Raw genomic sequence first — 15,948 nt, 5'->3', positions numbered from 1 at the left:
CTGAAAATTAGGAATTCGTAACCTATTGAAAATCCGAAAGAAGGGGTAGGATCGTACAAAATGATCAACTCTTTCGATCACATTTTTTTGATTCCAGAGGGAAAATATAACTTGTGTCGGATTGTAAATACACCGACATGATACGTAGCTTGCTGATTTTGTTTCTTACTTTTCTGATGTCCTGTGGTCTGTATCAAGGTGCAGATGAATATTGGGTATATGTTTCTTCGAGCAGTGATGTGGATGAATCGGGCATTGGAATCTACAACTGGAATCCTTCAACAGGAAAATTGAATTATGTTTCCAAAGAATCCACGATTAAAACCTCATCGTACTTGACAATAGATGCAGAAAATCAGCGACTCTACAGCATCAATGGAGAGGGTATTCAGGGGTATCAAATAGATGTGTCGACTGGTCAACTCAGCCTGATCAACCAGATCGGATTGACGGGTGATGGTCCTTGCTATGTCGGCCTTGCGGACAATAGACAGTACTTGATGGTGGCTTATTATTCATCTGGTACAGCGGTGAGTTATGCACTGGATGCAGCAGGTCGTTTGGGAGATGAAATCAGTCGTGTGCAACATGAGGGATCCAGTATCAACACAGAGAGACAAGAAAAAGCGCATACGCACATGATATTGCCTGCGCCGGAGGGAGATCTGGTCGTGGTGACTGATTTGGGTGTGGATCAAGTGTTGACCTACCGTGTTTCTCAGACAGGGGAGTTTAATCCCCAGCCCGTATCTGTCACGCAAGTGGAGGCAGGTTATGGACCCAGACATGTGGCTTTTCATCCCAATAACCGATACATCTATGTCTTGGCAGAATTGACTGGTCATGTCATGGCGTATCATTTTGATTCGGAGAAAGGGATCGGGGATTTGATTGGAGTGGTTAGCATTCTACCATCAGACTTTACTGAGTTCAATAAGTCGGCCGACATACACATCACCCCAGACGGACAATATTTGTATGCTTCTAATCGAGGCGACAATAGTTTGGCGATTTGTCAGATAAATCCAGAGAGTGGTGACTTGATAGTGGTAGACATTAGATCATGTGGAGGGGAGTGGCCAAGGGCATTTGAGATCGAGCCATCTGGAGAGTACATTCTGGTGGCCAACAAGCGATCGGACTTTATCAGTGTTTTGGACTTGGATACCGAGACGGGTTTGTACAAAAAAGTAGAGGAGATCCACGGTGTGGTATCTCCTCAGTGCATTAAATTTCTGAAAAAGTAGTAAAGTCTTATTTGTTGAATTGGCTCCTGTATTCGTTGAGGTTGTTTTTGTCAATGAATATAGGGTTGAATAGGTAACTGCTCAGTGTGTACTCACCGATGCTGTAGTTTTGTAGCCCTTTGATCTCCTGTTTCTTTAACCTGGCCATGGTCATTTCAGCCGCTTTTTTGGATAGTACATCTATCGGCTTGAAAACGGTCATGTTTTGAATTCCCTTTTCAATTTTGATGGCCGTAGCGGTAGAGGGGTCTTGTCCTGTCATGTAGATGTTTGTAAATATCGCTGAGTCACCTGCATATTCGATGGCCGCATCGTTGAACCAATCCACGGCTGATATTACACCTTTGATTTGTGTAAAGTCAGGTGCGACCTCATATAGTCTCATGAGTGCGCTTACATCACTCCAGTTGTCCAATACCAAATCTTGAACGATCTTGATTTGACCAGATTCTACATAAGGTTTGAGGGTTTCCAAGTGACCTTTTCTGAATTGGATAGCGTTGATGTCTGCCACAGGGCCATTGATCAGAATGATGTTTCCATTTTTTACGGTCTCCATCATAGATTTGGCCTGCATCTTACCTACCTCCAGGTTGTTGTAGGAAACGTAAAGGTCTACACGATTGTCCAAGATAGGGCGGTCGTATGCCACTACGATTACATTGTTGGCTTTGGCAATGTCTATGATGGCGGAAGAGTTGCTGCCATCTACTGCTACTACAATGATGGCGTTGACTCCTTCGTCGACCAGTTCCTGAGTTTGGGCAATTTGTTTTTCAATACTGGAATGTGCGACTTTGAGTATAGTTTCGACTCCTAGTTTGCTAAATTCTTCTTTTAGATTGCCAGCGTCTACTTCCCACCTTGCACTGGCAAATTGGTCAAAAAGTAATCCGACTTTAATGCTTTGACCCATTGATAGGTGGGTCACAAATATCAACAATAGATAAAATAGTCCTGTCTTTCTCATGCTTCTAGTAATTATGTTGTCTTAATCTTTCATCAAATACAGGAAAATCAGGTAGGAGGGGATCGGGATTCCTAAAGTAAGTATTTTTTTCGACTTAGCTAATCGATCACCATATTTTAATCAAATAGTCTTGGTAAATACAAACTGAGTTCTGGAATATAAGTCACCAGCATCAGGACTGCGATCATTGCGATAAAAAGTGGTAGCATGGGTTTTAGTACTTTTTCCAAAGAAATGCCCGCTACCCCGATACCTACAAACAATACAGAACCAACTGGAGGTGTACATAGACCGATGCATAGGTTCATGATCATCACGATCCCAAAATGAATCGGATCAATACCAATAGAAGTAGTAACTGGCAAAAATATCGGCGTAAAAATCAAAACTGCTGGCGTCATATCCATGAATATACCTACAAATAGTAAGAGGATATTGATGAGTAGCAAAATGATGATCGGGTTGTCTGATACGGTCAGCAAAGCTGAGGTAACCGCTTGTGGGATGTCAGCATAGGCCATCACCCATGACATACTCATCGAGCATGCGATGAGCAAGGTCACTACAGAGGTAGTGCCCACAGAACCAATGGCGATTTGTCTGATTTTCTCGAAAGAAAGCTCCTTGTAGATCAAGGAAAGAATCAGCGTGTAAAGTACGGCAATACCTGATGCCTCCGTAGCGGTGAAGATTCCTACGACGATTCCACCAATCACGACGACCAGCATCATCAAACTTGGTAAAGCTTGGACAAAAGTCACCAGTATGTTTCTAAGAGAAGCTTTGTCTCCTCGTGGGTATTTCTTGATTTGTGCATAGACAGCAGCGACCAGCATCAATGCCAATCCCATCAATATGCCAGGAATGTAACCAGCCAAGAACAATGCTGAGATAGAAACACCACCACTTGCCAATGAATAAACAATCAGAATGTTGGACGGAGGAATAATCAAACCAGTAGTCGATGAGGTAATATTTACTGCCGCGCTGTATGATTTTTCATAGCCTTCTTTTTCCATCCTTGGACCCAAAGTACCTCCGATAGCCGATACAGCAGCCATTGCCGAACCAGAGATGGCTCCAAATAGCATCGCTCCTATGATGTTGACATAAGCCAATCCTCCTGGGAATGAGCCCACCAATGCCTTGGCAAAAGCAATCAGTCGTTGTGCAATTCCTCCTTGGTTCATGATCTGTCCTGCCAGAACAAAAAATGGAATGGCCAGGAGCGAAAAGCTGTCCAAACCAGTCGCCATGCGCTGAGCGATGGTGGTGAATGCTGGCATGGAATCTATATTGACCAAGATGGTAAATAAGGAGGCCAAACCTACACTGTATGCTACGGGTACTCCTATGATGAGTAGAGATAGGAAACTCAAAACCAGGATGTATATTTCTAGATTTTCCATCAATTGTCGGCGTTTAATAAATCATGAATGGTGTAATAGCAAACTAAGAGTCCGCTGAGTGGGAGCGCGAGGTAAACATAACCCAAAGGAATCTGCATCGCTGAGGATTGCTGCCCTAGAATGAAGGAGATATAAACCAATCTACTCCCTCCGATGATCAAAACCACGACTGCAAAAAGAATGACCAATACATAGATTACTTTGTTCTGAATCTTCTTCTGTTCATCGTTTAGTTTTCTTTCTAGTAGGGCGATAGATACGTGCATGTGCTTGCCACTGGCATAGGCTGCTCCAACCAGCCCTACCCATATCAGTAGGTAGCGAGCCAATTCATCCGTGAATATGCTCGGGTCATTGAGTAAATAGCGGGAAGCTACCTGCCATAGTACATTGAGTACCATGAGTCCGAGCAACATGCTCAGCACTGCTTCTAATATTTTGTCTAGTCTTTCTCTCGTCATCACGGTGTTGTTTGTACTGTGTCTAGTCCTGTGGTTCTGATCTGATTGATCAAGTTGTAGATAGCCGGATTGGATTGGTAGGCATCATACAGATGGTTGACTTTGTCTTGAAAGGGTGATTTTTCGGGATAAACAATCTGTACACCAGCTTCTTGTATTTTTTGAAGACTTTCCTGAACGGATGCTGCCCAGACCTGTTTTTGGTAAGCGACAGATTGATCCGCAGCTGCCTGCAACCATTCTTTTTCCTGATCCGTGAGTTTGTTCCACAGGTAGGTACTTACGATCAATACATCTGGAATCGTCGAATGTTCGTCGATAGAGTAATATTTGCAAATTTCGTAATGTCTGGATGTGTAGAGACTCGGAGCATTGTTTTCTGCCGCGTCCACGACTCCCTGCTGCAGGGCTGTGTATAATTCCCCAAAAGATACTGGAGTAGGAGAGCCACCCAGTGCATTGACCATGTCAAAGGCAGATTGGCTGTTCATCACACGGATTTTCAATCCAGCCAAATCTTCAGGTTTTTCGATGGGGTTGCTTTTGGAGTAAAAACTTCTGCTTCCAGCATCATAAAAACACAATCCTCTCAACCAATATCCTTCTCCGCTATCCAATAATTCTCTACCTACTGGCCCCTGAAGTACACTCCAAGTATGGGCTGAATCTCTGAAAATGTAGGGCAGTGTCAGAACTTTCATTTCTGGAATGAAGTTTTCCAATACGCCCGCGGAGACTTTGGTCATGTCGAGACTACCGATTTGCAATAGCTCCAGCAGATCTCTTTCCTGACCGAGTTGACCATTGGAATAGATGTCAATGGTCATCTTGCCTTCCGAAATCTCTTCAAGTAGGCGCGCCATCTCTAGCATGCCAAGGTGTACAGGGTGGGTGTCATTGAGGCCGTGCGCTAATTTGAGCGTCTTGATCTCTTTGATTTTGGCACAGCCACCCAATAGGGTCATGCTGAGTCCAGCCAGCAAAAATAACTTACTCCAGTATGCTTTCATTTGTTCATGTTATACCTAGATGCAATGGTAATACAATCGATTGTATTTTATAGAAACTATTGCATTGAATTATTTAAATGTTGTCTACTTTGGATTCAACTTTTGAATCCAAAGTAGTTTTTAGCGTTGTTGTAGCAGATGTCTTCTACGGTCTGCCCCAACAAACTCATGTCGTGGGGGAGTTCTCCATTCACCACATCGGTACCGATCAGGTTGCAGAGGATTCTTCTGAAATACTCATGCCTAGGGAAAGATAAGAAACTTCTAGAATCCGTAAGCATCCCTACGAATCGACTCAGTAGCCCCATGTTGGACAGAGAGTTGATTTGATTTTCCATTCCAGTTTTTTGATCTAAGAACCACCATCCTGTACCGAACTGCATCTTGCCGATGATCTTGCCATCGTTGAAGTTGCCCGCCATCGTTGCGAAGAGGTCGTTGTCTCTAGGGTTGAGGTTGTAAATGATGGTTTTGGCCAATTGATCTGTATTGTCGAGGTTGTTGAAGAACTTGGACATTCTTTCTGCCTGACTGAAATCACCCATCGAGTCATATCCAGTGTCAGGACCTATTTCTCTCAAGGCACGTTCGTTGTTGTTGCGCAATGCACCGAGGTGGAACTGCTGGGACCAACCTTTGGCGTGGTACATCTTGCACATTTCTGTCAGGATGTAAGCTTGCAGGCTTTCGGTTTCTTCCAAGCCTAATTTCTTACCTTCTAGGACAGACTTGAAATTCTGCGCTAGGTTTTGAGCTTTTGGATTGACCATTGGGATTTGGTTGGGACCCAAATCAGAGACTCTGCCACCCATTTCGTGGAAATAATCCACCCTTGATTGTAGTGCCGCCATCAATGAATCCAAGCTGTCGATGGTCGTGTTAGCTGCTGTTTCTAACTTAGCCAAGTAAACTTTGTAGCTCATCGGGTCATCTACGCCCATGGCCTTGTCTGGCCTGAAAGTAGGGAATACCTGAAGACCCATATTTTGATCCGCAATCTGCTTGTGAAACGCCAAACTGTCAATTGGATCATCTGTCGTGCATAGTACCTCGACTTTCATCCCTTTCAACAAGCCCGCGCAGGTATGTGAGTCTAGTTGCAATTTGCTATTGACTCTTTCATAAACATCTTTAGCTGTTTTAGGGGATAACAAGTCGTTGACTCCAAAATATCGTCTGAGTTCGAGGTGTGTCCAGTGATACAAAGGGTTTCGCATTGTATAAGGAACGGTTTCGGCCCATTTTTCGAATTTTTCATAATCAGACGCAGATCCTGTGATCAGATTTTCATCGACTCCATTGGCTCTCATGGCTCTCCACTTGTAGTGATCACCATACAGCCATGCTTCGGTGATGTTGCCAAACTTGTGGTTTTTGGCGACAGCCTCGGGAGACAAGTGGTTGTGGTAGTCTATGATTGGCATGCCTGCAGCATGGTTGTGGTACAGTTCTTCAGCGACCTTGTTGGTCAGCAAAAAGTTGTCGTCTAAAAATGGTTTCATCATTCAGTCATTATAATGTTAGATCGAGAAAGTCTTGACTTTCTCGATGCTCGTAAATCTATTCTTCTTTCGATCTTCTGATCCCTAATTCTAATCCTCTCAATTCTGCAAGCCCTCTCAATCGCCCAATGGCTGAGTAACCTGGGTTTGTCTTTTTGGTCAAGTCATCCAGCATTTTGTGTCCATGATCAGGTCTAAATGGCATCCTGAGATCTTTGCGACCCTGTTTGGCTCTTTTTTCCTGTTCCTCAACCAAGGCTTTCATCACGGCGTACATATCGACATCCCCATCGAGGTGATCTGCTTCATGAAAGTTGCCCATGGCATCTCGTTTCGTGGCTCTCAAATGGATGAAATGTATCCTGTGCCCCAATCTTCGAACCATTCCTGCCAGATCATTGTCGGCACGCACACCAAAGGAACCTGTGCAATAGGTCAATCCATTGTTTGGACTGTCCACTGCTGCATAGAGTTCGTCGATATCTTTTTCCGTACTCACCACTCTTGGGAGACCCAAAATCGGATATGGAGGGTCATCGGGATGGATACAAAGCAATACTCCTGCTTGCTCTGCGGTTGGGACGATTTCAGCTAGAAAAGAAAACAAGTTGGCTTTCAACTCAGCTGGTCCAATGTGATCATAACCGTTGAGCACCGTTTGGAACTGCTCCAAAGTGTAGCCTTCTTCTGCGCCAGGCAAGCCTGCAATGATATTGCTGACCAGTTTTTGCTTTTCTCCTTCGGTCATTTTTTCGAAGTAGACTTTTGCCTTTTCTTGGATTTCGCTGCTGTAATCTTGGACGGCTCCAGGGCGTCTCAGTAGATGCAATTCGAAAGCCGCAAATGCCACCACGTCGAAACGCAAAGCAGTAGAACCATCACCATAGTCAAACTCCAAATCAGTCCTCGTCCAATCCAGCACAGGCATGAAATTGTAACAAACCGTGTCTATGCCGCAGCTTCCCAAGTTGCTGATGGAAGTCTTGTAATTGTCTATGTATCGTTGGAAATTGCCGTTGCGTTTTTTGATGTCCTCATGCACTGGGACACTTTCTACCACACTCCATGTCAAACCACTCGCCTCGATTTCTTTCTTTCTTTTATTTATTTCCTCCACGGTCCATACTTCACCATTGGGGATGTGGTGCAGGGCCGTTACGATTCCTGTTGCACCAGCTTGTTTGATATCGGAGAGCGTTACGCCATCTTTAGGTCCATACCATCTCCACGTTTGTTCTAGCTTCATTCTTGTCCTTGTTACCGTCACAGTAATCCCCGATTATCAAGGGCGAATTTGCCCCATACCTTCGTCAATCACTATTCCATATTTAATATTAACTATTCACTTGTTGATTTATACTTCTGAGCAGTTGTACTCCAACTGATTGGTAGTTAGCCCTTCAAGACTTAGACTACAAACAGGATACATCATAATTTTTTAACCCCTTGAAGGGATTTGAAATAAAATACTGTATCGTTTTATACTCCGCTAAACGCACTGAATCCTCCATCAATAGGGATGGTCACTCCAGTAACAAAAGCAGAGCCGCTACCACACAACCATTCCAAAGTTCCCAGCAGATCTTCTGGTTCGCCAAACTTGCCCATCGGTGTATGTTCGATGATCGTATTGCCGCGAGCAGTGAGACTGCCATCTGACTCTGTGAGAAGACTTCTGTTTTGTTCTGTGAGGAAAAATCCAGGAGCAAGGGCATTGACACGGATGCCAACTTTGGAGAAATGTACCGCCAACCACTGCGTAAAGTTTGAAATGGCTGCTTTGGCACCACTGTATGCTGGGATTTTAGTAAGGGGTGTAAAGGCATTCATTGATGAAATGTTGATAATGGTACAGCCTTCTTTGCCCATCATGTCCTTGGCAAATACTTGACAGGGTAGCAAAGTCCCTATGAAGTTGAGGTCAAAGACGAATTTTACACCCGCAGGGTCCAGATCAAAAAAAGTAGTAATGCCTTCTTTGCCCTCTAAGTCAGCCAACTCGAAATGTGTCTTGCTGGTGGTGCCTTTAGGGTGATTGCCTCCTGCGCCGTTGATGAGGAGGTCGCATGTGCCCAAGGATGCAATGACCGTTTCGTGTGCTTTGTCTAGACTTTCTTTGACCAAGACATTGGCTTCTACGCCGATGGCTTGTCCGCCTTGCTGGATGATGAGGTCTGCAACTTGATCTGCATTGGCTTTGTTCAAATCCAAAATTGCGACCTTGCAGCCTAGGCTGGCCAAGCGCTGAGCCATCGTACTACACAATACGCCACCACCTCCAGTGATCACGGCTACTTTTCCTTCTAATGTCTTCATAATTGATGCGTTTCTAAATTTGTGTGTACGTTAACGCATTTGTGGTTAAAAAAAATCCTTTGTTGAGAAGGACTGTTTTGCGTGTACGTTAACATAGTTCAACAAAAGTAGTATATTGCGCATAAAATCAAAATTATTGAGCCATTCTTTTCCATCTATGTCTAGACCAATTACAATCAAAGAAATTGCAAAACTAGCGGATGTATCTATAGGTACAGTTGACAGAGTATTGCACAACAGGGGCAGAGTGGCAGAAGCGACCAGAGACAAAGTGTTGCAAATCGCCAAGGAAGGAAACTACTCCTCCAATGTCTATGCCCGCAACCTAAAGCTGAATAAAACCTACCGTATCGGTGCAATCCTACCTGAGGGTTTGTCATACTGGCGCAAACAATGGGAAGGAATGCAGTTGGGAATACAGGAACAGGAAGCAATGGGATTTAGTATCAAGGAGTATGCTCTGGAAAAAGGCGGCCTGTCATTGGACGCGATGAAAGAGATACTAGATGACGAACTAGATGGAATAGTCATCGCTCCGCATTTACTATCTGAGGAAGGAAGTGTCTTGGAATTGTTGAAGGAAAGCCAAATCCCCTATGTATTCGTGGATGTCAATTTGGTCGATGGGGGTAATCTTGCATTCATTGGACAGGATGCATTTCAGAGTGGGTTGTTGGCGGGCAGTTTGCTAGATCGTGGTTTTGACGAAGATTACGAACTGTTCATTGTCACGAGTCATACCAAGGATTTGACCAATGAGGCAATCAAGGCCAGAATAGCTGGCTTGCAGTCGTATTACGCACAACATTCATACGCTTGTATTCATGAGGTGAATTTCGAACGTGACGGATTGGATATCCAAAAATTGATACATAGATTTTCTTCTAGGAACTTGCCTATCCATGTTTTTGTGCCAAGTTCACGTTCCTATGTGATTGGAGAAGAGTTGAAGGATTGGAAGAAACAATTGAAACTTCGTTTTCTAGGTTATGACCTGATAGATCAAAATGTTGCCTTGATGAACGAAGGTGTGATCGATTATCTCATTCATCAAAAACCCAGAACCCAAGGCTACCTCGCCATCCAAACCTTGTACAAACATCTGGTCATGAAAATGGAGATTGTTGAGAAGCAGTTCATGCCCATCGAGATTGTAAAAAGGGAAAATCTAAAATATTGCGATTATTAAATCAAATAGGGTTTACCATTCATAGACCTTTTAAGCCAATCAGCATGCTGTGAGTGTTTTTGTGTAAACGGATTTTGTGGTAATTATTGATTTTCACATCTTACTTTTAGAACCACCTAGTTGGTATTGCGTTATTCAATTAATCAAACATTACCCGTCATGAAAAAAATATTCCTTGTACTGTGCTTGTTCGCTACGAGTACGGCTTTTGCACAAACTCAATTGATCGAGAAGGTAACCCGAAAGGGAGACGAACTCATCATTCCCTACGAAAAATATGAATTGGCCAATGGCCTAACTTTGATTATCCATGAGGATCATTCTGATCCATTGGTACACGTGGACGTGACCTATCATGTAGGATCTGCTCGTGAGGAACTCAATAAATCTGGTTTTGCTCATTTCTTCGAGCACATGATGTTTCAGGGATCTGAAAATGTGGCCGACGAAGAGCATTTCAAGATCGTCACCGAATCAGGGGGCACACTAAATGGCACTACCAATAGAGATCGTACCAATTATTTTGAGACCATGCCTAGCAATCAACTGGAAACGGCTCTTTGGTTGGAGGCAGATCGCATGGGATTTTTTCTTGATGCGGTGACACAAAAGAAATTTGAAGTACAAAGAGCTACGGTTAAAAATGAAAAGGGTCAAAACTATGACAATAGTCCCTATGGCCGATGGAGAGAAGTGAATGCTGCCGCATTGTATCCCTTTGGCCATCCCTATTCTTGGCTGACGATAGGCAAGTTGGAGGATTTGGATCGAGTGGATGTGAACGATTTGAAAAAATTCTTCATGCGCTGGTATGGACCCAACAACGCTACCTTGACAGTGGGTGGTGATGTCAACGTCAAAGAGGTGATAGCCATGACCGAAAAGTATTTTGGCGTGATCCCAAGAGGGCCAGAAGTGGAAGAAATGAAACTGGATTTGCCACAATTGGATCAAGATAGATACGTATCCTATGTAGACAGCAATATTCGTTTTCCTGCCTTGATGTTTACCTTCCCGACTGTGCCACTGTATCATGAAGACGAGGCAGCATTGGATTGCCTGTCTGAGATATTGGGTACAGGCAAGAGTTCATACTTTTACAAGAAATTTGTATTGACCCAAAAGGCGATTCAGGCAACAACTTTCCACCCCTGCAGTGAGTTGTCGGGAGAGTTTACCATGTTGGTCTTGCCTTTTCCAGGACAAACTTTGTCAGATTTCGAAGGAGAGATGAGAAAAATCCTCAAGGAGTTTGAAGAAAATGGTGTCAGCAATGATGATATGGTCAAGTTCAAAGCGAACAGAGAGTCGAGCATGATCAACGGTCTAGAAAGTGTACAGGGTAAAGTGAGTCAGCTAGCAGGTTACGAGACATTTACAGGCAATCCAAATGGGATCAAACATGATTTGGCGCGCTATCTTTCCCTGACCAAAGAGGATGTCATGAGGGTGTTTGATAAATACATCAAGGACAAGCCAGGTATCATCCAAAGTGTGGTGCCAGATGCAGAGACTGCTACTGCACAGCCAGACAATTTTATACCGCAGACAGAGGGGGAGAATCCATTCCCAGTTACTGATTACTCAGGCCTAACCTATCAGAGACCTACAGGTGATCAGTTTGACCGAAGCAAGAGACCTCCGCTGGGACCGAACCCATCGGTCAAGGTGCCAGATTTTTGGAAGGACAAATTTGACAATGGGATCAAAGTGATCGGTGTGGAATCCAACGAAATACCTGTGGTGACACTGCGATTGACGATCAATGGCGGACACAAAATGGATGCGTACGCACCCACCAAAGCTGGTTTGGCGACTCTGACCGCCAGCATGATGAATGAATCGACACAGAAATATACCTCGGAGCAAATCCAAGAGGAATTAAGAAAGTTGGGCAGCACAATCAATGTCTCTGCAGGAAAATCCTCTACCACGATGACTATCAGTGCGCTCAAAAAGAACCTGTCCAAAACCTTGATCTTGGCGGAGGAGATTTTGAAACACCCGGCGTTTACAGCAGCAGATTTTGATAGGTTGAAGAACCAACAGTTGGAGGGAATCAAGTCTTCCAGAAAGGATCCATCTAGCATCGCAGATCATGTCTATGAGAGGTTGTTGTATGGAGATGAGCACATTTTCTCAGTACCTACTGAAGGAATCGAAGAGACCGTGGAAAACATCACACTAGAGGATGTGATCAATTTCTATTACAACTATTACTCACCTTCGGTATCAGAATTGGTCATCGTTGGGGATGTCTCTCAGAAGGAAATCAAACCTCAATTGGCATTTTTGAAGTCATGGACAGCCAAGAAAGTGACGCTCCCAACTTTGCCAAAGGCCACACCTGCTCAGGACACCAAAATCTACCTCGTCGACAAAGCGGATGCTCCACAGTCTGAGATTCGCATTGGTTATGTGACCGATATGAAATATGATGTCACTGGAGATTATTACAAGTCTTACTTGATGAATTTTCCGCTAGGGGGAGCATTCAACAGTCGCATCAACCTGAATCTGCGCGAAGACAAAGGTTGGACTTATGGAGCTTGGGCGTTTTTTGATAGTGATGATGAAGCGGGGCCCTATACTGCACAAGCAGGTGTAAAGGGAGATGCTACAGATAGCTCTGTCGTAGAAATCATGAAAGAAATCACTGATTACCGAAAGGATGGAATCACAGATGACGAATTGGCATTCATGCGCAAGTCGATAGGCCAGCGCGATGCCCGTAACTATGAGACACCAGGCCAGAAGGCACGTTTTCTACAGCGAATCAATCACTACAACTTGGATAAGTCTTTCGTAGACGAGCAAAATAAAATCATCGGTTCGATTACCAAAAAGGAAATAAACAGTCTGGCTGAGAAGAACTTGGCTGTCGACAAATTGTATATCCTAGTAGTCGGAGATGGAGCATCCAACAGAGCCAAACTGGAAGCTTTGGGATATGAAGTGATCATGTTGGATGAGAAAGGAACTGTCATCGAGGACAACAAGATCGATACCAAGAAGTAAAAAGGATAGATTGAGCTAGAAAGGGCTATTTGAGATAGGGTACACTTCTCAAATAGCCCTTTTTTCATTTGAGAGAATTGATCCAATTGGCAATAGCGATTAGTTCTTTGTCTTGTAGATGGGTGATTGGTGCCATAGGTGCAGTATAATCAGGCCAGTTGGCAGGTTCAGGGTTTTTGATGAGTTCGACCAGCCTTTCAGTACTATAGTTTCTAGCAGCAATTTCCTGAAACGGAGGTCCGATGAGTCTTTTATCTGTTTTGTGACATACAGAGCAAGTTCCTTTCCTGAGGAGTTTGTCGATGTCTTGGTCAGACAGAACAACTCCTGCTTTTTCTGTGGTTTGGTTTGTTGTTTCGGTGCTGCTTGCTGCTTGGGCAGAAGAGTTCTCTTTGGTGTTGCCACAAGCGATCAATGCCACGATGGGCATGCAGAACAGTAGTTTTTTCATGTTTTTTTGGTTTTCTAGTTGATTTGTTTGGTTTCTAGTTATAAGTACTTTGAGCTACGATTTTCATTCTATAATCCTGCGGCGAGCAGTTTTCGTGCTTTTTGAATACAGTAGAAAAATACTGACTGGTAGCAAAACCACAGGTAAATGCGACCTGTGTTGCGCTCATCTCTTTGTTTTCGATCAATAGACTTTTGGCCCATTTCAGTCTCTTTTGAGTGAGCAATTGCATGGGCGTGAGGTTGGTGAGTTGCTTGCAGTGATGCGTGAATCTTGTCACGCCCAGACCAGATGAGGCCGCCATTTCTTCAATTGTCCAGGGATGTGCCAAGTTATTGCTGAGCTCGGAGAGAAACTGCTTGGCGGAGCGCATGCTGTTCGTGAGTGCTTCGTTGAGTTCCATCTTCCCTCTGTCAAACATATCCAAAAGCAAAATCAATAGTTCGTTGATATGCAGTCTGAGTCTGGAGGATGAAGAGCCGTTTACATCTTGGTGGAGTGTGTGGTTGATGTGTTTGAAACAAGCTTTGATTTCATTGGTAGCCTTCCATACAGGTTGTTCGTTGTGTCTCAACAACATGTTGAGACGCTGTAAATCTACATCAGAGAGCACCACCCAATCTGGCCAGACCCATGGTTGATGCGGTCTACGGACTCCCACATCGATGATGATCCAAAAGAATTTCCCAATCCCTACTTCAGGGTTGCCGACTTTGTGCTGTTGCCAAGGTCTAGTGATGGTGAAGTCTCCTGGTAACAATTCCATTTCGTGCTTTTCGATGGAGTAGGGCATGATGCCTGATTCTAGAAAGTGAAACTCCAAACCTTCGTTTCTATGCCAGTCCAATCCCCAGTCCTGTGGCTCATTGGCGCTCCAGTAGCCGATGGTATTGAGACCTTCGGTATCCTGTGTCAGTCTTTCGCCAGGATAATGATGCCGTGCAAGAGCTTTGAACTCAACCTTTCCCCTCTCAGTGGCATCCACCAAGGGCAGGCAAGTGTCTGCATAAAATACAGCTCCATTTTCTCCCATGAAAGAGAGCGTGTCTTGTTTAATTTTGTTCATTGCGATATTTTAAACAACTCTTTGCTTTGAATTGAATAAGTTGCTTAGGGTTTTTTGTAAAATTATCTGTGCTGAGCATGTTGTGGGTAAATTTATACAATAACCAGTAACTAATAACATGAAGACATGACTGACGTAATTACTAAAAATCGATTGTTTGTTGCCAGCTGTATGGCATTGACGACTACCTCCATGACTTTTGCTATTCGAGCCAAGCTCGAAGGAGTATTTATGTCAGACTATGGATTGACCAGCGAGGAGATCGGGCTGGCTTTTGGCCCAGCCTTTTGGGGATTTACCTTGGCCATGATGATCGGCGGCCCACTGGTCGATTATTTTGGGATGAAAAAAATCATAAATCTGGCGATGCTGGGGCATCTCTCAGGTATAGTCTTGACACTTTTCGCACACGATTTTTGGACTTTGTTTACAGGTACCATGCTCATCGGAATTGGAAACGGGATGGTAGAGGCGGCTTGTAATCCACTGGTAGCAACTTTGTTTCCAGACGAAAAAACGAAAATGCTCAATCGCTTTCATATCTGGTTTCCCTTGGGGATTGTGATTGGTAGTGTGTTGGGTTATGTTTTAGTCGATATGATGGGCTTGAGCTGGATGGTGTTGGTTGGCACTTTGTTCATCCCTTTATTGGGCTATGTGTTCTTGTTTTTTGGCAAGCAATTGCCCCAGACTGAGAGAGTTAGTTTGGGCGTGTCCAATGTCGATATGTTGAAGGCTTGTGTTTCTCCACTCTTCATTTTCTTGGTATTGTGTATGATGTTGACTGCTACCACTGAGTTGGGGACAGGTCAGCGCATCGATTCCTTGTTGAGCAAGTCTGGCGTAGCACCACTGCTGATATTGGCATTTGTCAACGGCATCATGGTAGTGGGTCGTTTCTTTGCAGGGGATATTGTGAAGAAACTAAGCATCACGAAAATGTTGATGTTTTCGGCGATATTTTCATGTATTGGACTGATATGGCTGAGTTATGCATCAGGGATGATGACTTTTGCTGCGGCAGGTGTATTTGCCGTAGGCGTTTGTTACTTCTGGCCCACGATGTTGAGCTTTGTGGCGGACAAAGTACCAGAAAGTGGCGCTCTGGGTCTTTCTATCATGGGAGGTGTAGGGATGTTTTCAGTGTCAGTTGTGCTTTGGTTGATGGGCTTGTTCATGGATACCAATGGTAGTGGCGCAGATACACTGAGAATCATGGCGATTTTGCCAGCCATCTTGATAGTCGCATTTGGGGCATTGCACTTTTCTAAAAAGGCAGCTTAGTTATTAAGTCGATTGTCCAGGGTTG

Annotated in this window: 13 protein-coding genes; 4 read left to right on the top strand and 9 right to left on the bottom strand. The window is 44.1% G+C overall.

Annotated elements, in window-relative coordinates; genetic code table 11:
* The first annotated feature begins 137 nt into the window (after positions 1-137).
* The gene (locus N6H18_RS02165) at positions 138-1,247 is read left to right on the top strand and encodes a lactonase family protein (RefSeq protein ID WP_262310201.1); all 1,110 of its coding nucleotides are present in this window, start codon (positions 138-140) and stop codon (positions 1,245-1,247) included.
* A 7-nt stretch (positions 1,248-1,254) separates the two neighbouring features.
* Here the strand turns inward: N6H18_RS02165 and N6H18_RS02160 are convergent, their stop codons facing one another.
* The 7 genes from N6H18_RS02160 to N6H18_RS02130 form a co-directional block, all read right to left on the bottom strand.
* The gene (locus N6H18_RS02160; protein ID WP_262310200.1) at positions 1,255-2,217 is read right to left on the bottom strand and encodes a substrate-binding domain-containing protein; all 963 of its coding nucleotides are present in this window, start codon (positions 2,215-2,217) and stop codon (positions 1,255-1,257) included.
* Positions 2,218-2,333: 116 nt separating this feature from the next.
* Entirely contained in the window at positions 2,334-3,626 is a 1,293-nt protein-coding gene (locus N6H18_RS02155; RefSeq protein WP_262310199.1) for a TRAP transporter large permease, read from the bottom strand.
* Positions 3,626-4,087, bottom strand: a complete 462-nt coding sequence (locus N6H18_RS02150; RefSeq protein WP_262310198.1) for a TRAP transporter small permease — start codon at positions 4,085-4,087, stop codon at positions 3,626-3,628. Before N6H18_RS02150 ends, N6H18_RS02155 begins: the two co-directional genes overlap by 1 nt.
* Complete coding sequence (locus N6H18_RS02145) at positions 4,087-5,097, bottom strand: TRAP transporter substrate-binding protein (protein WP_262310197.1); 1,011 nt, start codon at positions 5,095-5,097, stop codon at positions 4,087-4,089. Before N6H18_RS02145 ends, N6H18_RS02150 begins: the two co-directional genes overlap by 1 nt.
* 95 nt (positions 5,098-5,192) lie before the next feature.
* A complete protein-coding gene (gene uxaC / locus N6H18_RS02140) occupies positions 5,193-6,599 on the bottom strand; it encodes a glucuronate isomerase (RefSeq protein WP_262311573.1) in 1,407 nt (468 codons plus the stop codon).
* A 58-nt stretch (positions 6,600-6,657) separates the two neighbouring features.
* Entirely contained in the window at positions 6,658-7,845 is a 1,188-nt protein-coding gene (gene uxuA / locus N6H18_RS02135; protein WP_262310196.1) for a mannonate dehydratase, read from the bottom strand.
* Positions 7,846-8,078: 233 nt separating this feature from the next.
* Positions 8,079-8,915, bottom strand: coding sequence for an SDR family oxidoreductase (locus tag N6H18_RS02130; RefSeq protein WP_262310195.1), 837 nt, complete (start codon positions 8,913-8,915; stop codon positions 8,079-8,081).
* A gap of 157 nt (positions 8,916-9,072) precedes the next feature.
* Here N6H18_RS02130 and N6H18_RS02125 point away from each other — a divergent pair, with 157 nt between their 5' ends.
* Positions 9,073-10,104: a LacI family DNA-binding transcriptional regulator gene (locus N6H18_RS02125; RefSeq protein WP_262310194.1), complete on the top strand. Its 1,032-nt coding sequence runs from the start codon at positions 9,073-9,075 to the stop codon at positions 10,102-10,104.
* A gap of 159 nt (positions 10,105-10,263) precedes the next feature.
* A complete protein-coding gene (locus tag N6H18_RS02120) occupies positions 10,264-13,122 on the top strand; it encodes a M16 family metallopeptidase (protein WP_262310193.1) in 2,859 nt (952 codons plus the stop codon).
* 64 nt (positions 13,123-13,186) lie between these two features.
* On the opposite strand, the gene N6H18_RS02115 is transcribed toward N6H18_RS02120, so the two are convergent.
* Together N6H18_RS02115 and N6H18_RS02110 are read right to left on the bottom strand one after the other, a co-directional pair.
* Positions 13,187-13,573, bottom strand: coding sequence for a c-type cytochrome (locus N6H18_RS02115; protein WP_262310192.1), 387 nt, complete (start codon positions 13,571-13,573; stop codon positions 13,187-13,189).
* A gap of 34 nt (positions 13,574-13,607) precedes the next feature.
* Positions 13,608-14,639, bottom strand: a complete 1,032-nt coding sequence (locus N6H18_RS02110) for a helix-turn-helix transcriptional regulator (RefSeq protein WP_262310191.1) — start codon at positions 14,637-14,639, stop codon at positions 13,608-13,610.
* Between the two features lie 126 nt (positions 14,640-14,765).
* Between N6H18_RS02110 and N6H18_RS02105 the strand changes: the two genes are divergently transcribed.
* Positions 14,766-15,923, top strand: coding sequence for an MFS transporter (locus tag N6H18_RS02105; RefSeq protein WP_262310190.1), 1,158 nt, complete (start codon positions 14,766-14,768; stop codon positions 15,921-15,923).
* Positions 15,924-15,948: the final 25 nt, after the last annotated feature.

The sequence above is a fragment of the Reichenbachiella agarivorans genome (genome assembly GCF_025502585.1).
Lineage (GTDB): Bacteria > Bacteroidota > Bacteroidia > Cytophagales > Cyclobacteriaceae > Reichenbachiella > Reichenbachiella agarivorans.
Note: the sequence above shows the minus strand (reverse complement) of the source record. Positions and strands in the feature narration are given on the sequence as shown.